Here is a 24,761-nt window from a genome sequence, read left to right on the forward strand (position 1 = left end):
GATGTCTGTCAACACCGCGTCTGGGCGGACGGCTGGAATCCGCTCATGATGCGGCCATGACACCCAACCTGACGCGCCGTCAAATGCTGGGGCTCGGCGCCCTCTCGACCGCCGCCGCGCTCGGCTTCACACGGATCGGAGCGGCCTCCGCCGCCGCCGTCGAGCCCGCCGCCGCCCACTACGCCCCTGCCATCGTCGTCGGCTCCGGCTACGGCTCCGCCGTGGCCGCCCTGCGGCTCGGGCAGGCGGGCGTGCGCACCGTCGTCCTCGAAATGGGCCGGCTGTGGAACACCCCCGGGCCCGACGGCAAGGTCTTCCCCTCCACGTCCGCCCCCGACCACCGCTCCATGTGGTTCCGCACCCGCACCGAGGCCCCGCTCGCGCAGTTCCTCTGGCTCGACGTGGTCAACCGCGACATCAGCCCGTACCCGGGCGTGCTGGACCGCGTGAACTACGGCGACATGTCGGTCTACGTGGGACGCGGCGTCGGCGGCGGCTCCCTCGTCAACGGCGGCATGGCGCCCACCCCCAGGCGCTCGTACTTCACCGAGGTCTTCCCGGGCGTCGACGCCGACGAGATGTACGGCACCTACTACCCCCGAGCCCGCGCCATGCTCGGCGTGGGCGACATCGACCCGGGCTGGTTCGAGTCCACCGAGTGGTACCGCTTCGCCCGGATCTCCCGCAAGCACGCCCACAACACCGGCCTGAGGACCGTCTTCGTGCCCAACGTCTACGACTTCGAGCACATGAAGCGCGAGGCGGCCGGCACCGCGCCCCGCTCGGCACTGGCCGGGGAGGTCATCTACGGCAACAACCACGGGAAGAAGAGCGTCGACAAGACCTACCTCGCCGCCGCCCTCGGCACCGGCAACGTCACCATCGAGACCATGCAGCGCGTGGTCGGCGTACGGCCCGACCCGGCCGGCGGGTACGTGCTGACGGTACGGACCAGCGACGTGACCGGAAAGGTCACCCAGGTCCGCGAACTCGGCTGCCGGCAGCTCTTCCTCGGCGCCGGGAGCCTGGGCACCACCGAGATCCTGCTGCGCGCCCGCGAGACGGGCGCGCTGCCCGCGCTCAGCGGCGAGGTCGGACGCGGCTGGGGCCCCAACGGCAACGTCATGACCGCGCGCGCCAACCACCTGTGGGACACGGTCGGCGGCAACCAGTCCACCATGCCCGCCCTGGGCATCGACGACTGGGACAACGCCGCGAACCCGGTCTTCGCCGAGATCGCCCCGCTCCCCATGGGCCTCGAACACTGGATCTCGATGTACCTGGCCATCACCAAGAACCCGGAGCGCGGGCACTTCACCTACGACGCGGCGAGCGACTCCGCGCGGCTCAACTGGCGGCGGGACCAGAACGCGCCCGCGGTCAACGCGGCGAAGAACCTCTTCGACCGCATCAACCGGCGCAACTTCACCATCTACCGCTACGACCTCTTCGGCGGGAACAGGGCCTTCGCCGACGACTTCACCTACCACCCGCTCGGCGGCTGCGTCCTCGGGAACGCGACCGACGCGTACGGGCGGGCCAAGGGCTACCAGGGGCTCTACGTGGTGGACGGCTCCCTGGTCCCGGGGTCGCTCGGCGTGAACCCGTTCGTCACCATCACCGCCCTCGCCGAGCGGAACATGGCACGCATCCTCGCCGAGGACCCCCGCTGACAGCGGCCCGCGGCCGCGGGCCCCGCCAGGGCGGGATCAGCCGCGGTAGAGCGCCTCGATCTCGTCCGCGTAGTCCTTCGCCACCACGTTGCGCTTGAGCTTCAGCGACGGCGTGATGTGGCCCGACTCCTCCGTGAACTGGGAGGGCAGAATGCGGAATTTCCGCACCGATTCCGCCTTGGAAACCGCCGCATTGCCGTCGTCGATCGCCTTCTGGACGGCGGCGACGAGGTCGGCGTCCTCGCGCAGCTCCGCCGCCGTCACCCCGGCCGGCTTGCCGTTCTCCGCGGCCCAGCGGCCGAGGAACTCCTCGTCGATGGTGACCAGCGCGGCCACGAACGGCCTCGCGTCTCCGACCACCATGCACTCCGCGACCAGCGCGTGCGCCCGGATCCGGTCCTCGATCACCGCGGGGGCCACGTTCTTGCCGCCCGCCGTGACGATGAGCTCCTTCTTGCGGCCGGTGATCGTGAGGTAGCCGTCCTCGTCGAGGGTGCCGACGTCGCCGGTGTGGAACCAGCCGTCGGTCAGCGCCTCGGCGGTCGCCGCCTCGTTCTTCCAGTAGCCCGTGAAGATCTGCTCGCCGTGCAGCAGCACCTCGCCGTCGTCCGCGATGCGCACCACGGAGCCCGGCATGGGCTGGCCGACCGTACCGATCTTCTGCTTGTCCCACGGGTTGAAGGTGGTCGCCGCACAGGATTCGGTCAGGCCGTAGCCCTCCAGGACCGTGAAGCCGATGCCGCGGAAGAAGTGACCGAGCCGCTCACCCAGCGGCGCGCCGCCGGAGATCGCGTACTCGCCGCGGCCGCCGAGGACGGCGTGCAGCTTGCTGTAGACCAGCTTCGAGAAGACCTTGTGCTTGAGCTTGAGACCGAAGGACGGGCCGCGCGGGGTGTCCAGCGCACGGCTGTAGGCGATGGCCGTGTCCGCGGCCGCGTCGAAGATCTTGCCCTTGCCCTCGGCCTGCGCCTTGGCGCGCGCCGAGTTGTAGACCTTCTCGAACACCCGGGGGACGCCGAGGATCAGCGTGGGGCGGAAGGACTGCAGCTCGTCGGTGAGGTTCTTGATGTCCGGTACGCAGCCCAGGCGGATCGGCGCCAGTACGGCCGCCACCTCCACCAGGCGCCCGAAGACGTGCGCGGCCGGCAGGAACAGCAGCACCGAGCACTCGCCGGTCTTGAACAGCGGGCTCAGGCGCTCCACCGCGTTGCCGCACTCCGCGAAGAAGTTGCGGTGGCTCAGCACACAGCCCTTGGGGCGGCCGGTGGTGCCCGAGGTGTAGACGATGGTGGCCGGGTCGTCGGCGTTCGCGAGGCTGCTGCGCTCGTCGACCTCGGCGTCGGTGACGGCCGCGCCCGCGGCCTTCAGCGTCTCCAGCGCACCCTGCTCGATCTCCCAGACCTCGCGCAGCTCCGGCAGGCGGTCGCGCAGCGAGGCCACCGCCTTGGAGTGCCCGGCGCTCTCCACGACGACGGCGACGGCGCCGGAGTCGCCGAGGATCCACTGGATCTGCTCGGGGGAGCTGGTCTCGTACACGGGGACGGTGACGCCGCCCGCGCTCCAGATCGCGAAGTCGATCAGCACCCACTCGTAGCGGGTGCGGGAGATCAGGGCGACCCGGTCGCCGGGTCGCACGCCGGCCGCGATCAGGCCCTTGGCCGTGGCACGGACCTCGGCCAGGAACTCGGTCGCCGTCACGTCCTGCCACCGGCCGTCGGCCTTGCGGCTCATGACGGCGGTGTCTGGGTGCTGGGCGGCGTTGCGGCGGATGAGATCCGTCAGGTTCCCGTCCGACGGGACCTCGTACAGGGCCGGAAGGCTGAACTCGCGCAAGACTGCTGCTCCTCTGGGCGCCATCGCCACCATGTGGACCGACCGGACGTTACCCACCGGTAGTGGGTTCCCGATAGAGGGAACCGGCCAGATGTTCCGTGCGTCACATTCTGCACTCACACGGTCCGGCCCCGACGGGCCGACAGTAGTCGACCCCCTCGGCGACTCGGAAGTAACCGCAGGTAGGCCCGGCTTTCACAGCGCCACTACCAGGTCCTCACCAGCCCCCCTAGGGTTGTCCGCATGGCTGGCAGCATGCGGGGCGGGAAGAGCGGCACGAGCGGATCGAGCCGCACACGGGTCCACGTCGTGAGCGACGTGCACGGCAACACGGAAGCCCTGGCGCGCGCCGGCGACGGCGCCGACGCCCTGATCTGCCTCGGCGACCTCGTCCTCTTCCTCGACTACGCCGACCACTCGCGCGGGATCTTCCCCGACCTGTTCGGCGTCGAGAACGCCGACCTCATCGTCGAGCTGCGCACCCAGCGCCGCTTCGACGAAGCCCACGCCCTCGGCCGGCGGCTGTGGGCCGGACTCGACCGCGAGCGGATGATCGAGGACGCGGTACGCCGCCAGTACGCGGAGATGTTCGCCGCCTTCCCCCGCCCCACCTACGCCACCTACGGCAACGTCGACATCCCGACGCTGTGGCCCGAGTACGCCGACCGCCACGGCCTCACCGTCCTCGACGGACAGCGGGTCGAGATCGCGGGCCGCGTCTTCGGCTTCGTCGGGGGCGGCCTGCCCTCACCCATGCGCACCCCCTACGAAGTGGACGTGGAGGAGTACGCCGCCAAGGTCGAGGCCCTCGGCGAGGTGGACGTGCTCTGCTCGCACATCCCGCCGGAAGTGCCCGAGCTCTGCTACGACACCGTCGCCCGCCGCTTCGAACGCGGCAGTGAGGCCCTGCTCGCCGCCATCCGCCGCACCCGGCCCCGCTACGCCCTCTTCGGACACGTCCACCAGCCCCTCGCCCGGCGGATGCGCATCGGCGCCACCGAGTGCGTGAACGTCGGCCACTTCGCCTCCACCGGCCGCCCCTGGGTCATGGAGTGGTGAGAACCAGCCGCTTCCGCACCGGGCCCGGGGAGCCTCTGGAGTGGCGGCGTCCGCACGCGCGGTAGCCTTCACGCGGCGGCCGGAGGCCGTACACATCCTCGAACAATCTCCGGAGGAGCGACCGCGATGGCGGAACACACCAGCTCAAGCATCACGATCGACGCCGCGCCCGGCGACGTGATGGCCGTGATCGCCGACTTCGCCCGCTACCCCGAGTGGACCGGCGAGGTGAAGGAGGCAGAGGTCCTCGCCACCGACGCCGACGGCCGGGCCGAGAAGGTCCGGCTGCTGCTCGACGCGGGCGCGATCAAGGACGACCACACCCTCGCCTACACCTGGAAGGGCACCGACGAGGTCAGCTGGACCCTGGACAAGTCCCAGATGCTGCGCCAGCTCGACGGCTCCTACCGGCTCGCCCCGGTGGACGGCGGCAAGCGCACCGAGGTCACCTACCAGCTGACCGTCGACGTCAAGATCCCCATGCTCGGCATGATCAAGCGCAAGGCCGAGAAGGTCATCATCGACCGCGCGCTGGCGGGCCTGAAGAAGCGCGTCGAGTCCGTCTGACCCAGCACCCGGGGATGCCGCGCCCGACCCGGCGCGGCACCCCCGCGGGGTCCCACCACCGACCCCGCACGGCGGCGCACCCCACCGATCCGGAGCACCCGCACATGCACACCCTGCTCGTCACCGGCCCCGGCGGGGCCGGCCGGACCACCGTGGCCGCCGCCACCGCCCTCGCCGCGGCCCGCCGGGGCCGGCGGGTACTGCTGCTCACCGGCGACCCGGGCGACCCGCTCGCCGACCTGCTCGGCGACCCCCTCCCGCCCGGCCTGAGCATCGCCCGGGTCGACTCCGGCCAGGAGTTCCGCGCCGAACTCGTCGCCCTCCAGGAACGCGGATCCGCCCTCCTCTCCATGGTCGGCGCCCGCCCCCTCGCCGCCGAGGAACTCACCGAACTGCCCGGATCCGAACAGTTCGCCCTGCTCCGCGCCCTGCGACGAGCCGCCACCACACCCGCCACCGACCTCGTCGTCGTCGACCTGCCCCCGCTCCACCAGGCCGTCGCCACCCTCGCCCTCCCCGCCCAGCTGCGCCGCTACCTCGCCCGCCTGCTCCCCGCCGAGAAGCAGGCCGCCCGCGCCCTGCGCCCCGTACTGGCCCAGCTGGCCGGCGTACCCATGCCCGCCCAGTGGCTCTACGAGGCCGCCGCACGCTGGGACGAGGAGCTCGCCGCCGTCCAGGCCGTCATCGAGGCCGACACCACCGGGGTACGCCTCGTCGCCGAGCCCGGACCCGCCGCCGCGGACGCGCTCCGCCTCGGCCGCCTCGGCCTCGCCCTCCAGCAGCTGACCGTCTCCGACGTCGTCGCCAACCGGATGGTCCCCCACGGATCCGCCGACCCCTGGCTCGCCGGGCTCGCCGCCCAGCAGGAGAAGTACGCCGCCGAGTGGACCGGCGAGAGCCCCGTGCTGGCCCTCGCCCACCTCGGCCCCGACCCCCAGGGCCAGGACGACCTCGACCGGCTCGCCGCCTCCGGCGCACTCGTCCCGGACGTGCCCGCACCCCGCCGCGCCTGGACCGTCGAGGACCGGCTCACCGACGACGGCGTCCTCGTCTGGGTGGTTCCGCTGCCCGGCGCGCACAAACGCGACCTCGACCTCGTCCGCCGCGGCGACGAGCTGCTGCTCACCGCCGGCCCGTACCGCAGGATCGTTCCCCTGCCCTCGGCGCTGCGCCGTTGCACCGTCTCCGGCGCCGCCCTCACCGAGGGCGAGCTCCGCATCCGCTTCACCCCGGACCCCGGCCTGTGGCCCCGTACGCGCTGAACGCGATACCCCCGTTCGGGTACCGTCGAAGGTAGACAGCACGCACGCCCAGCAGCCGCCGCAGGAGAGTCCGCCATGAGCGAGGCCACCGACCGCCCCACCGACGACGACGCCTGGGCCAAGGCCTGTGCCGAGGACCTCGCCGCCGAGAAGGAGCGCCTGCGCGGCCAGGGCCAGGCCGGCCCCGGAGCCACCGGGACCGCGGCCGAGGAACTGTTCAAGCTCTTCGAGGCAGTCGCCGACAAGGTCTCCGGCCTGAACAACCCGCTGTTCGGCGCCGCCGCACAGGGCGCCGTCCGCCAGATCGTCGACCAGGCGAAAACCGCCGCGAAGCCCGTCATCGAACGCAACCCCGAGGTCTTCGACCACCTCGCGGCAGCCGGCTCCGAGCTGCTCGCCGCCTACCGCTCCGCCGTCGAGGGCCACGAGGGCCGCTGGACCCGGGGCGAGACCCGGGCACCCCGCCAGGCGTCCGACGACCGCGACCCGCGCGGGGACGGCCCCGACGACGGTCCCGCCGAGCGGATCGATCTCGACTGAACCCCCGGCGCCCTCGGGTACCGTTGGCCGTGGCGGGGTTTGACCGGAAACCGAGGGACTAATGGGACTCACCATCGGCGTCGACATCGGCGGCACGAAGATCGCGGCCGGCGTGGTCGACGAAGAGGGCACGATCCTTGAGACGTACAAGGTGCCCACCCCGCCGACCGCGGACGGAGTGACGGAGGCCATCTGCGCCGCCGTCTCCGAGGTCAGCAGCAACCACACCATCGAGGCCGTCGGCATCGGTGCCGCCGGATACGTGGACGACAAGCGCGCGACCGTACTCTTCGCGCCGAACATCAACTGGCGCCACGAGCCGCTCAAGGACAAGGTCGAGCAGCGCATCGGCCTGCCCGTCGTCGTCGAGAACGACGCGAACTGCGCGGCCTGGGGCGAATACCGCTTCGGCGCCGGCCAGGGCCACGACGACGTCATCTGCATCACGCTCGGCACCGGCCTGGGCGGCGGCATCATCATCGGCAACAAGCTGCGCCGCGGACGCTTCGGCGTCGCGGCCGAGTTCGGCCACATCCGGGTCGTCCCGGACGGCCTGCTGTGCGGCTGCGGCAGCCAGGGCTGCTGGGAGCAGTACGCCTCCGGACGCGCCCTCGTCCGCTACGCCAAGCAGCGCGCCAACGCCACCCCCGAGAACGCGACGATCCTGCTCGCGCTCGGCGACGGCACCCCCGAGGGCATCGAGGGCAAGCACATCAGCGAGGCCGCCCGCCAGGGCGACCTGGTGGCCGTCGACGCCTTCCGCGAGCTGGCCCGCTGGGCCGGCGCCGGCCTCGCCGACCTGGCCTCCCTCTTCGACCCGTCGGCGTTCATCGTCGGCGGCGGCGTCTCCGACGAGGGCGACCTCGTCCTCGACCCGATCCGCAAGTCCTTCAAGCGCTGGCTGGTCGGCGGCGCCTGGCGCCCGCACGCACAGGTGCTCGCCGCGCAGCTCGGAGGCAAGGCCGGACTCGTCGGCGCGGCCGACCTGGCCCGCCAGGGCTGACCCCGGCCGGCCCTTCCACCCGGACCGCCCGCCGCGCCCCTTGGGGGAGCGGCGGGCGGCTGCGTATCTTGCGGTGCATGGACATGGACCAGTTGCCGCCTCCACTGCCGAAGTCCCGTACGGAGCACGACGGTTCTGCCGTGATCCGGGTCCTCGGCTACAACATCCGCTCGCTGCGCGACGACGAGGAGGCGCTGGTCCGGGTCATCCGGGCCTGCGAGCCGGACCTGGTCTTCGTACAGGAGGCGCCGCGGTTCTTCCGGTGGCGCAAACACGCGGCGCGGCTGGCCAGGAAATGCGACCTGGTGGTCCTGGGCGGGGGCGCGACGGCCACCGGACCGCTGCTGCTGTGCTCGCTGCGGGTCTTCGTGGAGCGGACCGAGGACGTACTCCTGCCGCACACGCCCGGGCTGCACCGCCGGGGTCTGGCCACCGCGGTCGTCCGGATCGGCGGCGTACGCGTGGGCGTGGTCTCGGCGCACCTGTCGCTGGACCGGGCGCAGCGGCTGGCCCAGGCGGACCTCCTCCTCGACCGGGTCGCCGCGCTGGACACCCCGTACGGGATCGCCGCGGGCGACGTGAACGAGGGACCCGGCGGCCCCGCCTTCGCACGGCTGGCCTCGGCCCTGCAGGACTGCTGGGCCGTCGCCCCCTGGGGCGGGGAGCGGACCTTCCCGGCGGTGGCGCCGGACCGGCGGATCGACGCCGTCTTCGCCACGGCGGGGGTGGAAGTGCTGGCCTGCGGGGTCCCCGCGGGGCTGGCGGGGGTCCGCGCCGGCGACCTGCGGTCCGCCACGGATCATCTGCCGGTGCTGGCGGCCCTGCGGCTGCCGGCTGCGCCGTAGCCCGGGCGGGGCTGAAGGACCGGGGCTCCGCCCCGGACCCCGCGCCTCGAACGCCGGCGGGGCCGGAACGAACGTCGGCGGGGCCGAAGGGCGGCCCCGCCGGTGTTTCGGTCAGACCACCGCGCCGCGGCCCGGGTCGTCGTCCTCGTCGTCGCCGTGCTGCATGCGGGCGATCAGCGTCGCGAAGCCGCCCAGGAAGCCGCCGATGCCCAGCGTCGTCAGCCACCAGGTCATGTCCCACTGCAGCAGCACCGCCAGCAGCAGGAGCACCGGGCCGCCGACCACCGCGAGCCATGCGAACTTCGCCGTCGTGTCCGCCGGCGGGAGCTCCGGCTCGGGCTGGACGAAATGGCCCTCTTCCGCCGCAGCCGGGTCGTCGTCGTCAGGCTCCGCCAGCGAGTGGTCGCGGGGGCCCGCCATGCCCACGCCCGGGGCGAAGACCACCGAGCTGCCCAGCGCGGGCGCCGGCGCAGCCGGCGGCTCGGGCTCGGCGTCCGGGCCCGGCTCCGGGGGCAGCGGCTTGACGTCCTCCTCCGGCAGCAGGAGGTTCTCGATCGGCCTGAACGGCCGGGACCCCGGCGGGTCCGGCGGCTCCTGCCCGTACCCGGCCACGATCGCGGCCCACGCCGCTTCCTCGTCCAGCGGCGGGATACCGCCCGACTGCTCCTCGTGCTCAGCCACCGGCCTCCGCCCCCTCCCTGCCCACGCTCTCCGCCAGTCGGCCGACGAACGCAAAACTGTCCGCGAAGATCCGCTCCGCATCATGGTCCAACGTCGCGACGTGGTAGCTCTGTTCCAGCAGGGTCTCCGTGACGTCCGTCGAGGAGACCCGGGCCAGCACGCGCGCCGAGTCGACCGGCGGCACGACGTGGTCCTGCGGGCTGTGCAGGAGCAGCAGCGGCTGCGTCACCTGCGGCAGCTCGGCGTCCACCAGCTGCAGGAACTTGCGCAGCGAGTGCGCGGCCCGCGTCGGGACCCGGTCGTAGCCGACCTCCACCGAGCCCGGCTTCGCGATGTCGCTGGCGATGCCGGGCGTCGACCGGATGAAGTGCTGCGCCACGGGAAGGGCGAAGGCCAGCGGGTCGTGCACCTTGTTCGCCGGGTTGACCAGGACGATGCCGCTGATGGCGTCCCCGTGCTTGGCCGCCAGCCGCAGGGTCAGCGCGCCGCCCATCGACAGCCCGAAGACGAACACCTGCTCGCACCGGTCCAGCAGCTCCCGCAGGGCGCGGTCGACCTCGGCGTACCAGTCCTGCCAGCCCGTGAGCTGCATGTCCTGCCAGCGCGTCCCGTGCCCGGGCAGCAGCGGCAGCGACACGGTCAGGCCCCGCCCGGCCAGGTACTCGGCCCAGGGGCGCAGGGACTGCGGGGAACCGGTGAAGCCGTGGCAGAGGAGGACGCCGACCTCTCCGCCCTCGTGGCGGAACGGCTCGGCTCCAGGGAGGACGGGCACCAGGGTCTCCTTGATCATGACGTACGTCGGGCGGGTGCTTGCTCTGTGTGACTTCACCGTACGCGACGGGGGTGGCACCGACCAGGGTCGTCGGGCCCCTGCCGACGGGGGCACGGGATAAGGTCTGTTCGACAGACACAGGAAGGCTTTCGAGTTGATCTACGGCGCAATGAAGTTCTCCATCGGCGGTTCACTGAAACTCGCTTTCAGGCCGTGGGTGGAGGGCATCGAGAACGTTCCCGCCGAGGGGCCGGCGATCCTCGCGAGCAACCACCTGTCCTTCTCCGACTCGCTCTTCCTCCCGGCCGTGCTGGACCGCAAGGTCACCTTCATCGCCAAGGCGGAGTACTTCACCTCCCCGGGCGTCAAGGGCAGGCTGACCGCCGCGTTCTTCAAGGGCGTCGGCCAGCTCCCGGTGGACCGCTCCGGCGCCCGCGGGGCCGGTGAGGCCGCCATCAGGAGCGGCATCGAGGTCATCGAACGCGGTGAGCTGTTCGGTATTTACCCCGAGGGCACGCGTTCACCCGACGGCCGCCTCTACCGCGGCAAGCCGGGCGGCCTGGCCCGGGTGGCCCTGGCCACCGGAGCGCCCGTGATCCCCGTCGCGATGATCAACACGGAGAAGATCCAGCCGCCCGGCAAGGTCATCCCGAAGCTCATGCGCCCGGGCATCCGGATCGGCAAGCCGCTGGACTTCAGCCGCTACCACGGCATGGACAACGACCGCTTCATCCTCCGCTCGGTGACCGACGAGGTCATGTACGAGATCATGAAGCTTTCCGGCCAGGAGTACGTCGACATCTACGCGACGGCGGCCAAGCGCCAGATCGCCGACGCGGAGAAGGCCGCCAAGGACGCCGAGAAGGCGGCCAAGGCGGACAGAACCGACAAGAGCGAGTAGCGGCGGGCGGTACCGCCCGTCAGGGGGGTGGGGGAGATGGCGAAACGCGAACGCGTCGTACGCATGTCGGTCGAGCAGCCGCTCTGGCGTGCCCTGACCGCGTACCGGCTGCTGACCATGGTCTACGCGGTGCTGCTGTTCGCCTCGGCGTACAAGGAGTTCCCGCACCCCTGGCCCGCGGCCGGCTACCTGGCCGTCCTCGCCGTGTGGACCCTCGCCACCTTCCGCAAGGTCTCGAACGCCGCCAGCTGCACCAAGGGCTTCCTCGTCGCCGACCTGACCGTGGCGATCGCCGGTGTCCTGCTCACGCCGATCGTCGACACCCAGGAGCGGATCGCCGCCGGCGGCCCCACCCTCCCCACCATCTGGACGGCCGGCGCCGTCCTCGGCTTCGCCATCAAGGGCGGCTGGCGCTGGGCCTGCTTCGCCTCCACCTTCGTGGCCATGGCGAACATCGTGATCCACGGCGGCCAGCCCACCCGCGACACCCTGCACAACGTCCTGCTCGTCTGGGTCGCCTCCGTGGCCATCGGCTACGTCGTCGAGGTCGCCCGGGCCAGTGAGAACACCCTCGCCCGCGCCCTGGAGATCGAGGCCGCCACCCGCGAACGCGAGCGCCTCGCCCGCGACATCCACGACGGCGTCCTCCAGGTCCTCGCCATGGTCCAGCGCCGCGGCGCCGAACTGGGCGGCGAGGCCGAGGAACTCGGCAGGATGGCGGGGGAGCAGGAGGTGGCGCTGCGCACGCTGGTCTCCAGCGGGCTGGTGCAGCCCTCCCGGGTCTGCCGCGACGAGTCACGGGGCGCGCTGGTCGACACGTACGAGGACGACGAGCCCGGCGCGGACGACGGGGACCTGGACCTGCGCTCGCTCCTCGCCCCGCACGCCGGGTCCCGGGTGAGCTTCGCCGAGCCGGGCACCCCGGTACCGCTGCCCGTCCCCGCCGCGAAGGAGCTGGCGGCCGCCGTCGGCGCCGCCCTCGACAACGTGCGCAAGCACGCCGGGGAAGGCGCCCGCGCCTGGATCCTGGTCGAGGACTGGGGCGACGAGGTGATCGTGACCGTCCGCGACGACGGCCCCGGCATCCCGGCGGGCCGCCTCGACCAGGCCGAGGGCGAGGGCCGGATGGGCGTGGCGCTGTCCATCCGGGGCCGGCTGCGCGACCTCGGCGGCAGCGCCGATCTGGTGTCCGTCCCCGGGCAGGGCACCGAAGTGGAACTGAAGGTACCCAGGGGCAGGACGGACAAGAAGTGAGCGAGCACACCGACGTGAACAACCCGCAGCAGCCGCAGGAGCAGCGCGAGACGAGGGTGATGGTCGTCGACGACCACCCGATGTGGCGCGACGCGGTCGCCCGCGACCTGGCCGCCGCCGGCCTCGACGTGGTGGCCACCGCCGGGGACGGCCCCGAGGCGGTGCGCCGGGCCCGCGCCGTCACCCCCGACGTCCTGGTCCTCGACCTCAACCTGCCCGGCATGCCGGGCGTACAGGTCTGCAAGGAGCTGGTCGGCGCCAACCCGGCGCTGCGGGTCCTGGTCCTGTCGGCCAGCGGTGAGCACGCCGACGTCCTGGAGGCGGTGAAGTCCGGCGCGACCGGCTACCTGCTGAAGTCCGCCGGTGCCGAAGAGCTGATCGACGCCGTCCGCCGCACCGCCGTCGGGGACCCGGTCTTCACCCCGGGGCTGGCCGGACTGGTGCTCGGCGAGTACCGGCGGCTGGCCACCGACCCGCTGCCGACCGCCTCCGACGAGCCGAAGGCGCCTCAGCTCACCGACCGCGAGACCGAGGTGCTGCGCCTGGTGGCGAAGGGGCTGTCGTACAAGCAGATCGCGGAGCGGCTGGTCATCTCGCACCGCACCGTGCAGAACCACGTCCAGAACACCCTGGGCAAGCTGCAGTTGCACAACCGGGTCGAGCTCGTCCGGTACGCCATAGAGGCGGGCCTCGACGACGCCTGAGGGCCGCCCGCGCGGGCGTCGATCGTACTTACGTCCTCGTACGAGTGAACGGGCGTACTCAACGCCCCGCGATTCCACCTGAATTGCCGCTTCCCAAGCCCTTGATGTGACCTGTGTCACCACTAGCGTGACCGTCATGGCGAAGGGAGATGCAATGAAGGTCGGAGTGCTGACCGGTGGCGGCGACTGCCCCGGACTCAACGCGGTGATCAGGGCCGTCGTCCGCAAGGGCCACCAGGAGTACGGCTGCGAGTTCGTCGGGTTCAAGGACGGCTGGCGGGGCGCGGTCGAGGGGCGCACGGTCCCCCTCGACATCCCCGCCGTCCGCGGCATCCTGCCCCGCGGCGGCACCATCCTCGGCTCCTCGCGCACCAACCCGTTCAAGACGGAGAACGGAGTGCGCGACATCAGGGACAACCTGGCCAAGTACGAGGTGGACGCGCTCATCGCCATCGGCGGCGAGGACACCCTCGGAGTCGCCGCCCGCCTCCACGAGGAGTACGGCATCCCCTGCGTCGGCGTGCCGAAGACCATCGACAACGACCTGTCCGCCACCGACTACACCTTCGGCTTCGACACCGCCGTCGGCATCGCCACCGAGGCCATCGACCGCCTGCACACCACGGCCGAATCGCACATGCGGGTCCTCGTCGTCGAGGTCATGGGCCGGCACGCCGGCTGGATCGCCCTGCACTCCGGGCTCGCCGGCGGGGCCAACGTCATCCTCATCCCGGAACAGCGCTTCGACGTGGACCAGGTGTGCGCCTGGGTGACCTCCCGGTTCAAGGCGAGCTACGCGCCGATCGTCGTGGTCGCCGAAGGCGCGATGCCCAAGGACGGGGACATGGTGCTCAAGGACGGCACCAAGGACTCCTTCGGGCACGTCCGGCTCTCCGGCGTGGGCGAGTGGCTGGCCAAGGAGATCGAGGAGCGCACCGGAAAGGAAGCCCGCACGACGGTGCTCGGGCACATCCAGCGCGGCGGCACCCCCAGCGCCTTCGACCGCTGGCTGGCCACCCGCTTCGGGCTCCACGCGATCGACGCCGTCCACGAAGGGGACTTCGGGAAGATGGTCGCGCTGAAGGGCACCGACATCATCCGGGTACCCATCGCGGACGCGACGGCGAAGCTGAAGACGGTCGACCCCGCCCTCTACACGGAGGTCGGCGTCTTCTTCGGCTGAGCCGCCGGGCGTTGACACACCATGGGTCGTATCGTGACGAACGGCCCATGGTCCGGCGTACGGGAGTCAACGTGGAAATCCTGGCATTCGGCGTGCAGGCGGACGAGAAGCCGATGCTGGAGGCGGCGTTCGCGGGCCTGCACGAGGTGCGCTGCCTGGACGTCTTCCTCACCGAGGACACCGCCCCCATCGCGGCCGGCCACGAGATCGTCTCCACCAGCGTCAACGCCGACCTGAACGGGCGGGTGCTGCGCGTCCTGGCCGCCGGCGGGACCCGGATGATCGCCCAGCGCTCCACCGGCTTCAACAACGTCGACCTGGACGCCGCGCGGCAGCTCGGCCTGACGGTGAGCCGGGTCTCGCACTACTCCCCGTACTCCGTGGCCGAGTTCGCCTGGACCCTCGCGATGGCCGTGAACCGGCGCATCGTCCGGGCCGCCACCCGGACCAGGGACTTCGACTTCCGCCTCGACGGGCTGATGGGCCGCGACATGCACGGCCGCACGGTCGGCGTGCTCGGCACCGGCAAGATCGGCGAGGCGTTCACCCGCATCGCGCACGGCCACGGCATGAACCTGCTCGGATGGGACGTGGCGCGCAACCCCGCCTGCGGGGAACTCGGCATGAAGTACGTGGACAAGGAGGAGCTGTTCGCCTCCTCGGACCTGATCAGCCTGCACGTGCCGCTGGTGGAGTCCACGCGCCGCCTCGTCGACGCGGCGGCGCTGCGGCTCATGAAGGACGACGCGATCCTGGTGAACTCCAGCCGCGGCGGGCTCGTCGACACCGACGCCCTGGTCGCGGAGCTGCGCGCCGGACGCTTCACGGGCGTCGGCCTGGACGTGTACGAGGCGGAGGCAGGGGTCTTCTTCGTGGACCGGTCCCTGGATCCCGTCGAGGACGACACCCTGGCCCGGCTGGTCACCTTCCCGAACGTCGTGGTGACCTCCCACCAGGCGTACTACACGACCGACGCGGTGGGCCAGATCATCGACACCACCGCCGCCAACGTCGCCGACTACCTGGCGGGCCGCCACTCGGAGAACGTCCTCGTCCCGGACGCGCCGCAGGCCCCGTAGCCCCCGGACTTCGGATCGCGTTCACCCCGCCGACCCCCGGCGCGGGCGGGCGGGGCGTACATTCCTCGCGTGGACTTCCCCGAGATCATCCGCTGGATCTTCGCCGGCCTGACCCTCCTGGCCGTGGCCGGCCTGGTTCGGGAGTTCCGGCGGCTGCGCCGGACGGAACCCGCCGGCCGGCCCGCCCGCCGGTGGGACGTCGCGGACCAGTGCGCCGGGCTGGTGACCGCCGTCGGCGGCGCGCTCGGCAGTGCGTACCTCTTCGGGGCGGGCCTGGCCCTGACCGCAGTGGTGCTCGGTGCCGGAGCCGCCCGCGCGGCCCGGGCACCCCGCCGCCGCAGGACGGCGGAGCGGGCCGCCGCGTGACCGACCGACGGCCCCGGCCCGCCCGTCCGGGCCGCCGCGCCGCGGCTACACCACCGCGGCCGTCACCTCCGCGACCAGCTCGCGCAGCAGGTCCGCGCCGCGCAGGGTGAGGACCGACTCCGGGTGGAACTGGACCCCGGCGAAGCCGCCGCCGACCGAACGCAGCGCGTGGACCTCCCCGGTCACCGGGTCGCGGGACACCTCCACACCCGCCCGCGCCAGCCGCGCCTCGCCCGCGTCGTCGCAGCGCGCCGTGTACGTGTTGTAGAAGCCGACCACCTCCTCGGCCCCGAACAGCCCGATCCGCATCTGCGCGCCCTGCGCCGGCTCCGCCTTGCGGACCAGCGGCAGACCCAGCTCGGCGGCGAGCAGCTCGTGCCCGAGGCAGACCCCGAGCAGGCCGTGCCGGTGCCCGGCCAGCAGCTCCGCCGTCAGCCCGCGCAGCATCCGCATCTTCGGGTCGGCGCCGTGCGCCGGATCGCCCGGGCCGGGGCCCAGCACGATCGGGCCCTCCCAGTCCAGGGCCGCCTCCCGCAGCCCCGGTTCGTCGAAGCGCCGTACGGTCACCTCCAGCCCGGCCACCCGCAGGACGTGCGCCAGCATCGCCGTGAAGGTGTCCTCCCCGTCCACCACCAGCGCACGGCCCGTCGGCGCCGTCGGCCGCTCCTGCAGCCGCAGCCAGAAGGGCGCCAGGTCGGCCCGCCGGGCGGCGAGGGCCGCCCGCACCCGCGGGTCCTCGGCCAGGCGCGCCCCCTCCACGGCCGGCCGCGGCGCCGCCGGGCGCACCCCGAGCGCCGCCAGCACCCCCGCCGCCTTCGCGTGCGTCTCCGCCACCTCGCCGGCCGGGTCGGAGTGCCGTACCAGCGTGGCGCCCACCGGCACCCGCAGGGTCCCGTCCGCCCCGATGTCCGCGGTCCGGATGAGGATGGGGGAGTCGAGCGTCTGCGCCCCGGCCGCGTCCAGGCCCAGCAGGGCCAGCGCGCCCGCGTAGTAGCCGCGCCCGCCCGCCTCGTACCGTTCGATCACCCGGCAGGCGTTCTGCACCGGCGAGCCCGTCACCGTCGCCGCGAACATCGTCTCCCGCAGCACCTCCCGCACGTCCAGCGAGGAGCGTCCGCGCAGCTCGTACTCGGTGTGCGTGAGGTGGGACATCTCCTTGAGCCGCGGCCCGACGACCACCCCGCCCCGGTCCCCGACCGTGCACATCATCTTCAGTTCCTCGTCGACCACCATCGACAGCTCCTCGGTCTCCTTGCGGTCTCCGAGGAAGGCCAGGAGCGACTCGACGGTCGGTCCCGTGGCGGGATGCCGGTGGGTCCCGCTGATCGGGTTCATCACCACCGTCCCCGCGGACATCCGTACGTGGACCTCGGGGCTGGCCCCGACCAGCGTGCGCTCGCCGGTGTGGACGACGTACGTCCAGTACGCACCCCGCTCGCCCTCCAGCAGCCGCCGGAACAGGGCGAGCGCGTCCGCCCGGCCGAATCCGCCGATCCGGCCCTCGAAGGTGCGCCGGATGACGAAGTTCGCGCCCTCGCCCCGGCCGATCTCGTCGCGGATCACCCGCTCCACCGTGTCCGCGTACGCCTCGTCGCAGACGTCGAAGCCGCCGTCCTCGACCCGCACCGCGTGCGCGGGCAGCTCCGCCAGGGCCTCCGCGAGCGGGATCTCGTACACCTCCTCGGCGACGAGCGCGCTCAGCGGCGTGCCGTCGTCGCGCACGTCGAACCCGCGCTCACGGATCTGCCGGAAGGGCACGAGCGCGAGGGTGGGCAGCGGGCCGACGGGCAGGTCGGCGAGGCGCCCGGCCTCGTGGACCGGGCCGAGGAGCACCTCGACGGTGTCGTGGTCGCGGCCGGGGGTGCGCCGGCGCAGCAGGGCGAACGGCGGGCAGGAGTCGTCGAGCAGCCGGCTCAGCGGGTGCTGTCGGTCTCGGCGGTCCTGGAGGTTACGGCGGCTGGGTTCCATGGGCGGAGCGTCCTTCCGTCAGGGGAGGAGCGGCTCTCGCTGCCGACGCCGGGGTCGTCGAACGCGGAAGGCCGCCCCTCGGGGCGGCCTTCGCGTCGTGCGTGTCTTCAGGTACGCGCAGGAAGTGGGCCGCCGGGAGCGGGCCACCACCAGTTCTGGTTCGTGTGCGCGTACATGCGGTGAACCATAGCCCAGACCGGCGGCCCGGCGCCGGATCCTCCCCGGGCCGTGCTTTGAACCATGGATTGGCCTTCCGCCGGGCGTCCACCGCCTTCGAGAAATCCGTCTCACGTTGTGGGCGGGGGGCTGGATGCCCCGCGTAACGCCGTAATGTGTACGAGGTGACCGTGAACGCTGAAACCCAAGCCCCCGCCGCCAAGGCGACCTGGCGAGACCTTCCCGCGGCGCAGCAGCCTTCGTACCCCGATGCCGAGGCTCTGCGCGCTGTCGTCGCGGACCTCGAGTCGTATCCTCCGCTCGTTTTCGCGGGTGAGTGCGACCAGCTGCGCGCCCGTCTGGGAGCCGTCGCCAAGGGCGAGGCGTTCCTGCTGCAGGGCGGCGACTGCGCCGAGGCCTTCGACGGGGTCTCCGCCGACCACATCCGAGCCAAGCTGAAGACGCTGCTCCAGATGAGTGCCGTACTGACGTACGCGGCCTCCGTGCCGGTCGTCAAGGTCGGCCGCATCGCGGGCCAGTACTCCAAGCCGCGCTCCAAGGACACCGAGACCCGCGACGGCGTCACCCTGCCGACCTACCGCGGCGACTCCGTCAACGGCTTCGCCTTCACCGAAGAGGCCCGCGTCCCGGACCCCGAGCGGCTGAAGCGCATGTACAACGCCTCCGCCTCCACGCTCAACCTGGTGCGTGCCTTCACCACCGGTGGTTACGCCGACCTGCGCCAGGTGCACGCCTGGAACCAGGACTTCGTGAAGTCCTCCCCGTCCGGTCAGCGGTACGAGCAGCTGGCGCGGGAGATCGACAACGCGCTGAGCTTCATGAAGGCCTGTGGCACCGACCCGGCCGAGTTCAAGGCCGTCGAGTTCTACGCCTCCCACGAGGCGCTGCTGCTCGACTACGAGGGCGCGCTGACGCGTACCGACTCGCGCACCGGCAAGCTGTACGACACCTCCGGCCACATGGTGTGGATCGGTGAGCGCACCCGCCAGCTGGACCACGCGCACATCGAGTTCTGCTCGCAGATCGCCAACCCGATCGGCATCAAGCTCGGCCCCACCACCACGGTGGACGAGGCGCTGACCTACATCGACCGCCTGGACCCCGAGCGCGAGCCGGGCCGGCTGACCTTCGTCGTCCGCATGGGCGCCGACAAGGTCCGCGACAAGCTCCCCGAGCTGGTCGAGAAGGTCACCGCCTCCGGCGCGATCGTCGGCTGGGTCACCGACCCGATGCACGGCAACACCTTCGAGGCTGCCTCGGGCCACAAGACGCGCCGTTTCGACGACGTGCTCGACGAGGTCAAGGGCTTCTTCGAGGTCCACAAGGGCCTCGGCACCCACCCCGGCGGCATCCACGTCGAGCTCACCGGTGACGACGTCACCGAGTGCGTGGGCGGCGGTGACGAGATCTTCGTCGACGACCTGCACCAGCGCTACGAGACGGCCTGCGACCCCCGCCTCAACCGCAGCCAGTCGCTGGACCTGGCGTTCCTGGTCGCGGAGCTCTACCGCGACTAGTCGTCGAGATCAGTAGGTGCGTTCCTACGACTGTGGGGCGCGGATCGATGTGATCCGCGCCCCACTGTCGTACCCGGGGCTTTTAGGCCACCCTAACTTTGGGTACGGTTAGGTAAGCCTCACCGAATAGGGGATGGCTCGCCGCACCACTCAGCGCCAGGAGGTGAACCGCGTGTACGTCTGCTCTTGCTTCGGGATCACCGACAAGCAGGTCAAGGAACACGCGGCTGCCGGGGCCTGCACGCCCCGCCAGATCGCCTCGGCCACCAAGGCCGGCACCGACTGCGGTTCCTGCGTACGCACCATCCAGGGCATCCTCGGCCGCGGGGCCTGCCCGCGCAGGGAGCTGCTGGAGAAGGGCGACGCGGTGTCCGTGCTCGCCGCCGACGCGGAAGCGGCGCGCTCGCCCGAGCTGGCGGAAGCGGCCTAGGAGCCGGTCCGCAGCGGTCCCGCCCGGAAGATCAGCTGGGCTGCTCGATGAGCTGCGCGATGTAGAGCGCCTCGCCCAGGGACTCGATGAGCTCCAGCTGGGTGTCGAGGTAGTCGATGTGGTGCTCCTCGTCCTCCAGGATCTCCTCGAAAAGACGGGCCGACGTGATGTCGCCCTTGCCGCGCATGACCTCGATGCCCCGCTTCAGCCGGTCGATGGCCTCCACCTCGACCTGGCGGTCCGCCTGGAACATCTCGGTGATCGTCTGCCCGACGCGCACGTGGAAGAGACGCTGGTAGTTCGGCAGACCGTCGAGCATCAGGATGCGCTCGGTGATCTTGTCCGCGTGCTTCATCTCGTCGATGGACTCTTCACGCGTGTACTTGGCGAGCTTGGTCCAGCCCTTGTTGTCCTGGATGCGGTAGTGCAGCCAGTACTGGTTGATGGCCGTCAGCTCGCCGGTCAGCTGCTCGTTCAGAAACTCAAGGACCTCGGGGTCGCCCTGCATCGCAGAGGCTCCTTCCAGGCAATGTCAGCTATGTGACGGGGCAGTTGCGCGCATCCTTGCACCGCCACTCAGGGCCGTCCAGTAAGTACCTCCTTAGTGGGAGTTACCGCGACTTGCCCGAATCGGCCCAGACCTGGTCATGACCACCCTGCCCAGTCTGTCACCATGGAGTCATGGGTCAGCCGGAAAGCCGGGAATCTCCGGGAGCAGAGCAGCTGGAGCTTCCACCGGGGCAGCGGCTGCAGAAGGGCTGGCCCGTCACCCATTACGGTCCCGTGCCCAAGTTCAAGCCGGACCGCTGGGAGTTCCGCGTCTTCGGCGCGACCGCCGACGGCGACAAGCACTGCTGGAACCACGAGGAGTTCACGGCACTGCCGTTCGCCACCGTCGTGGCGGACCTGCACTGCGTCACGAAGTTCAGCATGCAGGGCGCCGAATGGGGCGGTGTGCTCGCCCGCGACGTGCTCGCCCTGGCCCCGCCCGCACCGCAGGTCACGCACGTGATGGTGTGGGCCGAGTACGGCTTCAGCTCCAACCTGCGGCTGGCCGACTTCGCCTCCGACCGCACCGTCTTCGCCACCCACGAAGGCGGCGAACTGCTCACCGCCGAGCACGGTTTCCCGGTCCGACTGGTGGTCCCGCACCTGTACGCCTGGAAGGGCCCCAAGTGGGTCCGCGGCATCGAGTACATGACCGCCGACCGCCGCGGCTTCTGGGAGGAGCGCGGCTACCACAACATCGGCGACCCCTGGCGCGAGCAGCGCTACTCGTACCAGGAGGAGCCGGGGGACGGCCCCGAACTCTAGGGGCCTCGCGAGGGCCCGGAGGGGCCTTCCCTCAACGGTGGTACTGGTGGACGACCGCGTGACCCTTGCCGCGGCCGATCATCCACTTGTTGACCGGGGTCGTGATCACGAACGCGGCCGCCAGCGCGATCGCCAGGACGATCCAGAACGTCGGGTCCGACAGGTGCGCGTCCATGGCCCCCGGCCAGAGCGCGATCACCCCGTTGTCGATCAGCTCCATGACGGCGATCGAAAGGGTGTCCGCGGCCAGGGCCACCCGGACGGCCGTACGCAGGCCCACGCCCGCGGCGAGGATCCCGCGCAGGGTGAGCGCGTAGCCGAAGAAGAACGCGAGGACGATCGCCAGGATCATCGTCGGGACGTTCCCCCAGCCCAGCGCGGTACCGATGACCATGCCGAGCACCTCGCCGATGGCGCACCCCGTGAGGCAGTGGAGGGTGGCCCGGGCGGCCATGCCCCAGCTGACCTTGCCGGCGCCGGCTCCGGCGCCCTCGTGGCCGTGGTGCTGGTGGTGCGGTTGGTCGTGCCCTTCGTGCATGTGCTCCATGACAACCCCCTGATGGGAAAAGCCGGGCAGCGGTTCCGTCGATATGACCAGAACCGTATACCCCCCAGGGGTATTCCTCAAGGATCAGTGGATCACTGCGGGCCGCGCAGCTCCTTCAGCAGCGCCACGTCCGCCGCATGCCCTTCCCTGCCGCCGGGCGTCTCGATGATCAACGGTACGCCGTCCATCGCCGGGTGCGTGAACAGCTCCGCGAAGGCGTCCCGGCCGATGTGGCCCTGGCCGACGTTCGCGTGCCGGTCCTTGTGCGCGCCCACACCCTCCTTGGAGTCGTTCGCGTGGACCAGCTTCAGCCGGCCCTCGCCCACGGTGTCCACGAGCAGGTCCAGCATCACCTTCGTCCCGCCCGGCTCCGCCAGATCGTGCCCGGCCGCGAAGATGTGGCAGGTGTCCAGGCAGATCCCCAGCTTCGGATGGTGGTCCAGCGCCTCGAAGTACGGACCGAAGTCCCAGGTGCGCGAGCACAGCGAGGAACCCTGCCCGGCCGTCGACTCCAGCAGCAGGAACGGGTCGTCGTCATGCGTCAGCTCGTCCAGCAGCGGCAGCATGTGCTCCCTGACCTGCGCGTACGCCACCTCCCGCGGGCGACCACCGGTAGCCGAGCCGGTGTGGACGACCACCCCGGACGCGCCGATCTGCCGGGCCCGGCGCAGCGAGTGGCGCAGGGACTCCACCGACTTCTCCACCGTCGCCCCGGTGTGCGAGCCGAAGTTGATCAGGTACGGCGCGTGCACGTAGGCGGGAATCCCCTCCCGCGCGCACTCCTCACGGAACCGCTCGTCCTGCGCCGGATTGCCGACCGGGGTGGCCCAGCCGCGCGGGTTGGCGACGAAGACCTGGACGGCCTCGGCGCCCATCTCCCGGGCGTACGTCAGCCCGACCGAGGCGAGACCGCCCGCGACGGGGACGTGTCCGCCCACTGGATTGCGTACCACGTGCGCTTACAGCCCCTTGATCCGGATGGTGATCGTGAGGCCCTCGGCGGCGGTCTGCCCGGGCAGCACCGACTGGGCGTCCACGGTCCTGCTGAAGGAGATCAGCGGCCGGTCCACCTTCACCTTGAAGCCCGCTGCCTCCAGCGTCTTGCGGGCCGAGTCCACGTCCTGACCGACCACGTTCGGCACCGGCAGCTGCCGCGGGCCCTTGGACACCGTCAGCGTGACCGTGTCCCCGGACGCCGCCTGGGTGCCGGCGCCGATCGACTGATTGGCGACCGTACCGGGATCCGACGGCGCGTTGACCTGCTCGGGAGCCGCAACCACCTTCAGGCCCAGACCCTCCAGAGTGGCCTTCGCCTGCTCGAAGGGAAGCCCCGTCACCCCCGGCACCGGCACCGGCCGGCCCTTGCTGACGACGATCGAGACCGCCGTGTCGGGTGCCCGCTTCTCGCCGCCCGGCGGGTTGGTGCTGATCACCGAGCCCTGGGCGACCTCCTGACTGAAGGCCTGCGTGATGATCCCCGGAGCCAGCCCGGTCCGGGTCAGCTCGGCCTTGGCCTCCTCCAGGGGCCTGCCCTTGAGGTTGGGCACGGACACGACCTCGGGGCCGCGGGAGATCGTGATGGTCACCGCACCGTTGCCGCGGATCCGACGGCCGCCCGCGGGGTCGGTGTTCATGACCGTCCCCCGCTCGAAGGCGTCGCTGAACTTCCGGTCGACCCCCTTCACGCCCAGCCCGGCCTCGGACAGCTGCGCGCGGGCCTGCTCCTCGGTCTTGCCGAGCAGGTTGGGGACCTTCGTGAACTGGCCGGAGTTGATGTACCAGACGCCCGTACCGATCCCCAGCGCCAGCAGCACGCCGACGACCACCAGCAGCACTCCGCGGCGCGGGCGCGCGGCGGGCGCCGACCGGCGCCCGGGCGGAGCGGGCGGACCGGTAGGACCGGGCGGATCCAGCGGGGGCGACTCCAGCCGGGACGTGAGGTTCACGGGCTGCGCGGCCACCGGGCGCGCGATCACGCCGGTGCGGTCCTCGGCGGACGACCGCTCGACGGCGTACGCCTGCGGCGGTACGGCGTCCAGCTCGGCCTCGGTGAGCTCGGCGCGGGCCTCACGGGTGAGGCCGAACAGGGCTGCGGCGTCGTAGGGGCGCACGTCGGGATTGCGGGCGGTGGCGGACGCCACGAGCCCGTCGAGGCCGACGGGCAGCCCGGGCACCACGGCGGACGGCGGCGGAACGTCCTCGTGCAGGTGCTGGTAGAGCACCTGGGCGGGGGAGTCGCCGAGGTGGGGCTTGGAGCCGGTGAGCATCTCGTAGAGGACGACACCGCAGGCGTAGACGTCCGCGCGGGTGTCGGCGACCCCGTTCTCGATCTGCTCGGGCGCCAGGTAGGAGACGGTGCCGAGGACCGAGCCGGTGGTGTTGGTCACCGAGTCCACGGACCGGACCAGCCCGAAGTCGGCGACCTTGACCCTGCCGTCGTCGCCGATCAGGACGTTCTCGGGCTTCATGTCACGGTGCACGAAGCCGGCCCGGTGGGCGGCGCCGAGCGCGGCGAGGACGGGTTCGAGGATGTCGAGGGCCGCCCGCGGCTGGAGCGCGCCGCGCTCGCGCAGCACGTCGCGCAGGGTGCAGCCGGAGACGTACTCCATCGCCAGATAGACGTACGGCCCGTCCGTGCCCTGGTCGAACACGGCGACCACGTTGGGGTGCGCGAGACGCGCCACGGACTTCGCCTCGCGGATGAACCGGTCGACGAAGGCGGCGTCGGACGCGAGCGCCGGATGCATCACCTTCAGGGCGAGGATCCGGTCCAGGCGGGTGTCGACGGCCCGGTAGACCGTGGCCATGCCGCCGGCCGCGATGCGGGCATCGATGCGGTAGCGGCCGTCGAGCACACGCCCGACGAGGGGGTCTTCCAAGGTCGTATCCCCCCGCCGATTCTACGAGCCGACGCCAGGCCCCCGGCGGGGGCGGGTCGCCTTGCAGCGCAGCTGTGACGTGGGGAGGGGGCGGGGCGGGGTCTCCGCCCCCTCGGCACCCCCACACCGACCCGGCGGTTGCCCACCCGCCCAAACCGGCCGTGACCAGCACGGTCGGGGGCGGAAGGCGCGGCGGCGGGGCGGGGG

Annotated in this window: 24 protein-coding genes; 16 read left to right on the plus strand and 8 right to left on the minus strand. The window is 71.8% G+C overall.

Annotation, left to right across the window (positions count from 1 at the left end; translation table 11 throughout):
• Positions 1–56: 56 nt before the first annotated feature.
• A complete protein-coding gene (locus IG86_RS0124610; protein WP_030899658.1) occupies positions 57–1,673 on the plus strand; it encodes a GMC oxidoreductase in 1,617 nt (538 codons plus the stop codon).
• 36 nt (positions 1,674–1,709) lie between these two features.
• On the opposite strand, the gene IG86_RS0124615 is transcribed toward IG86_RS0124610, so the two are convergent.
• Positions 1,710–3,506, minus strand: a complete 1,797-nt coding sequence (locus IG86_RS0124615) for an AMP-dependent synthetase/ligase (RefSeq protein WP_030833080.1) — start codon at positions 3,504–3,506, stop codon at positions 1,710–1,712.
• A 243-nt stretch (positions 3,507–3,749) separates the two neighbouring features.
• On the opposite strand from IG86_RS0124615, the gene IG86_RS0124620 reads away from it, so the two are divergent.
• The 6 genes from IG86_RS0124620 to IG86_RS0124645 all read left to right on the plus strand — a co-directional run bounded on the left by IG86_RS0124620 (position 3,750) and on the right by IG86_RS0124645 (position 8,782).
• A complete protein-coding gene (locus IG86_RS0124620) occupies positions 3,750–4,565 on the plus strand; it encodes a metallophosphoesterase family protein (RefSeq protein WP_234316316.1) in 816 nt (271 codons plus the stop codon).
• Between the two features lie 126 nt (positions 4,566–4,691).
• Entirely contained in the window at positions 4,692–5,132 is a 441-nt protein-coding gene (locus IG86_RS0124625; protein ID WP_030765795.1) for an SRPBCC family protein, read from the plus strand.
• 104 nt (positions 5,133–5,236) lie between these two features.
• Positions 5,237–6,394: an ArsA family ATPase gene (locus IG86_RS0124630; RefSeq protein ID WP_030899663.1), complete on the plus strand. Its 1,158-nt coding sequence runs from the start codon at positions 5,237–5,239 to the stop codon at positions 6,392–6,394.
• 75 nt (positions 6,395–6,469) lie between these two features.
• Positions 6,470–6,934 (plus strand): DUF5304 domain-containing protein, encoded by a 465-nt coding sequence (locus IG86_RS0124635; protein WP_030833095.1) that lies wholly within the window; start codon positions 6,470–6,472, stop codon positions 6,932–6,934.
• 61 nt (positions 6,935–6,995) lie between these two features.
• Entirely contained in the window at positions 6,996–7,937 is a 942-nt protein-coding gene (locus IG86_RS0124640) for an ROK family glucokinase (protein WP_030385620.1), read from the plus strand.
• 83 nt (positions 7,938–8,020) lie between these two features.
• Complete coding sequence (locus IG86_RS0124645) at positions 8,021–8,782, plus strand: endonuclease/exonuclease/phosphatase family protein (RefSeq protein WP_037849832.1); 762 nt, start codon at positions 8,021–8,023, stop codon at positions 8,780–8,782.
• Positions 8,783–8,893: 111 nt separating this feature from the next.
• Here the strand turns inward: IG86_RS0124645 and IG86_RS0124650 are convergent, their stop codons facing one another.
• Entirely contained in the window at positions 8,894–9,463 is a 570-nt protein-coding gene (locus IG86_RS0124650; protein WP_030654981.1) for a hypothetical protein, read from the minus strand.
• Entirely contained in the window at positions 9,456–10,235 is a 780-nt protein-coding gene (locus IG86_RS0124655) for an alpha/beta hydrolase (RefSeq protein WP_030833101.1), read from the minus strand. Before IG86_RS0124655 ends, IG86_RS0124650 begins: the two co-directional genes overlap by 8 nt.
• Before the next feature lie 169 nt (positions 10,236–10,404).
• On the opposite strand from IG86_RS0124655, the gene IG86_RS0124660 reads away from it, so the two are divergent.
• The 6 genes from IG86_RS0124660 (at position 10,405) to IG86_RS0124685 (ending at position 15,722) form a co-directional block, all read left to right on the plus strand.
• A complete protein-coding gene (locus IG86_RS0124660; RefSeq protein ID WP_030833104.1) occupies positions 10,405–11,136 on the plus strand; it encodes a lysophospholipid acyltransferase family protein in 732 nt (243 codons plus the stop codon).
• A 36-nt stretch (positions 11,137–11,172) separates the two neighbouring features.
• Positions 11,173–12,390 (plus strand): MacS family sensor histidine kinase, encoded by a 1,218-nt coding sequence (gene macS / locus IG86_RS0124665; protein WP_030833107.1) that lies wholly within the window; start codon positions 11,173–11,175, stop codon positions 12,388–12,390.
• A 59-nt stretch (positions 12,391–12,449) separates the two neighbouring features.
• On the plus strand, positions 12,450–13,094 hold the full coding sequence (locus IG86_RS0124670; protein WP_037849834.1) for a response regulator: 645 nt from the start codon (positions 12,450–12,452) through the stop codon (positions 13,092–13,094).
• Between the two features lie 154 nt (positions 13,095–13,248).
• On the plus strand, positions 13,249–14,277 hold the full coding sequence (locus IG86_RS0124675; protein WP_030899667.1) for a 6-phosphofructokinase: 1,029 nt from the start codon (positions 13,249–13,251) through the stop codon (positions 14,275–14,277).
• A 71-nt stretch (positions 14,278–14,348) separates the two neighbouring features.
• Complete coding sequence (locus IG86_RS0124680) at positions 14,349–15,356, plus strand: 2-hydroxyacid dehydrogenase (RefSeq protein ID WP_030899669.1); 1,008 nt, start codon at positions 14,349–14,351, stop codon at positions 15,354–15,356.
• Positions 15,357–15,425: 69 nt separating this feature from the next.
• The gene (locus IG86_RS0124685; protein ID WP_051785388.1) at positions 15,426–15,722 is read left to right on the plus strand and encodes a hypothetical protein; all 297 of its coding nucleotides are present in this window, start codon (positions 15,426–15,428) and stop codon (positions 15,720–15,722) included.
• A 45-nt stretch (positions 15,723–15,767) separates the two neighbouring features.
• On the opposite strand, the gene IG86_RS0124690 is transcribed toward IG86_RS0124685, so the two are convergent.
• The gene (locus tag IG86_RS0124690; protein WP_051785389.1) at positions 15,768–17,690 is read right to left on the minus strand and encodes an anthranilate synthase family protein; all 1,923 of its coding nucleotides are present in this window, start codon (positions 17,688–17,690) and stop codon (positions 15,768–15,770) included.
• A 332-nt stretch (positions 17,691–18,022) separates the two neighbouring features.
• On the opposite strand from IG86_RS0124690, the gene IG86_RS0124695 reads away from it, so the two are divergent.
• Both IG86_RS0124695 and IG86_RS0124700 read left to right on the plus strand, forming a co-directional pair.
• Complete coding sequence (locus IG86_RS0124695; RefSeq protein WP_372449405.1) at positions 18,023–19,384, plus strand: class II 3-deoxy-7-phosphoheptulonate synthase; 1,362 nt, start codon at positions 18,023–18,025, stop codon at positions 19,382–19,384.
• 172 nt (positions 19,385–19,556) lie between these two features.
• Positions 19,557–19,814 carry a (2Fe-2S)-binding protein gene (locus tag IG86_RS0124700; RefSeq protein WP_030833123.1) on the plus strand — a complete coding sequence of 86 codons (258 nt, stop codon included), beginning with the start codon at positions 19,557–19,559 and terminating at the stop codon, positions 19,812–19,814.
• 31 nt (positions 19,815–19,845) lie between these two features.
• Here IG86_RS0124700 and bfr read toward each other — a convergent pair whose 3' ends face one another.
• Positions 19,846–20,322, minus strand: a complete 477-nt coding sequence (gene bfr / locus IG86_RS0124705; RefSeq protein WP_030037303.1) for a bacterioferritin — start codon at positions 20,320–20,322, stop codon at positions 19,846–19,848.
• 173 nt (positions 20,323–20,495) lie between these two features.
• Between bfr and IG86_RS0124710 the strand changes: the two genes are divergently transcribed.
• Entirely contained in the window at positions 20,496–21,128 is a 633-nt protein-coding gene (locus tag IG86_RS0124710; protein WP_030655018.1) for a sulfite oxidase-like oxidoreductase, read from the plus strand.
• A gap of 31 nt (positions 21,129–21,159) precedes the next feature.
• Here IG86_RS0124710 and IG86_RS0124715 read toward each other — a convergent pair whose 3' ends face one another.
• The 3 genes from IG86_RS0124715 to pknB form a co-directional block, all read right to left on the minus strand.
• A complete protein-coding gene (locus IG86_RS0124715) occupies positions 21,160–21,675 on the minus strand; it encodes a DUF4396 domain-containing protein (RefSeq protein WP_030833126.1) in 516 nt (171 codons plus the stop codon).
• 92 nt (positions 21,676–21,767) lie between these two features.
• On the minus strand, positions 21,768–22,628 hold the full coding sequence (locus IG86_RS0124720) for a deoxyribonuclease IV (protein ID WP_030833129.1): 861 nt from the start codon (positions 22,626–22,628) through the stop codon (positions 21,768–21,770).
• A gap of 6 nt (positions 22,629–22,634) precedes the next feature.
• A complete protein-coding gene (gene pknB, locus IG86_RS0124725; RefSeq protein WP_234348953.1) occupies positions 22,635–24,482 on the minus strand; it encodes a Stk1 family PASTA domain-containing Ser/Thr kinase in 1,848 nt (615 codons plus the stop codon).
• Positions 24,483–24,761 lie beyond the last annotated feature (279 nt).

The sequence above is a fragment of the Streptomyces virginiae genome, assembly GCF_000720455.1.
Classification (GTDB): Bacteria; Actinomycetota; Actinomycetes; order Streptomycetales; family Streptomycetaceae; genus Streptomyces; species Streptomyces virginiae.

Bases quoted from the DNA above. Each gene is read 5' to 3' on its own strand.
- IG86_RS0124675 (WP_030899667.1), top strand. From the start codon at position 13,249: ATGAAGGTCGGAGTGCTGACCGGTGGCGGCGACTGCCCCGGACTCAAC.
- IG86_RS0124710 (WP_030655018.1), top strand. From the start codon at position 20,496: ATGGGTCAGCCGGAAAGCCGGGAATCTCCGGGAGCAGAGCAGCTGGAG.
- IG86_RS0124630 (WP_030899663.1), top strand. From the start codon at position 5,237: ATGCACACCCTGCTCGTCACCGGCCCCGGCGGGGCCGGCCGGACCACC.
- IG86_RS0124620 (WP_234316316.1), top strand. From the start codon at position 3,750: ATGGCTGGCAGCATGCGGGGCGGGAAGAGCGGCACGAGCGGATCGAGC.
- IG86_RS0124610 (WP_030899658.1), top strand. From the start codon at position 57: ATGACACCCAACCTGACGCGCCGTCAAATGCTGGGGCTCGGCGCCCTC.
- IG86_RS0124715 (WP_030833126.1), bottom strand. From the start codon at position 21,675: ATGGAGCACATGCACGAAGGGCACGACCAACCGCACCACCAGCACCAC.
- IG86_RS0124660 (WP_030833104.1), top strand. From the start codon at position 10,405: ATGAAGTTCTCCATCGGCGGTTCACTGAAACTCGCTTTCAGGCCGTGG.
- IG86_RS0124625 (WP_030765795.1), top strand. From the start codon at position 4,692: ATGGCGGAACACACCAGCTCAAGCATCACGATCGACGCCGCGCCCGGC.
- macS (WP_030833107.1), top strand. From the start codon at position 11,173: ATGGCGAAACGCGAACGCGTCGTACGCATGTCGGTCGAGCAGCCGCTC.
- IG86_RS0124670 (WP_037849834.1), top strand. From the start codon at position 12,450: ATGGTCGTCGACGACCACCCGATGTGGCGCGACGCGGTCGCCCGCGAC.
- pknB (WP_234348953.1), bottom strand. From the start codon at position 24,482: ATGGCCACGGTCTACCGGGCCGTCGACACCCGCCTGGACCGGATCCTC.
- IG86_RS0124690 (WP_051785389.1), bottom strand. From the start codon at position 17,690: ATGGAACCCAGCCGCCGTAACCTCCAGGACCGCCGAGACCGACAGCAC.
- IG86_RS0124640 (WP_030385620.1), top strand. From the start codon at position 6,996: ATGGGACTCACCATCGGCGTCGACATCGGCGGCACGAAGATCGCGGCC.
- IG86_RS0124645 (WP_037849832.1), top strand. From the start codon at position 8,021: ATGGACCAGTTGCCGCCTCCACTGCCGAAGTCCCGTACGGAGCACGAC.
- IG86_RS0124635 (WP_030833095.1), top strand. From the start codon at position 6,470: ATGAGCGAGGCCACCGACCGCCCCACCGACGACGACGCCTGGGCCAAG.
- bfr (WP_030037303.1), bottom strand. From the start codon at position 20,322: ATGCAGGGCGACCCCGAGGTCCTTGAGTTTCTGAACGAGCAGCTGACC.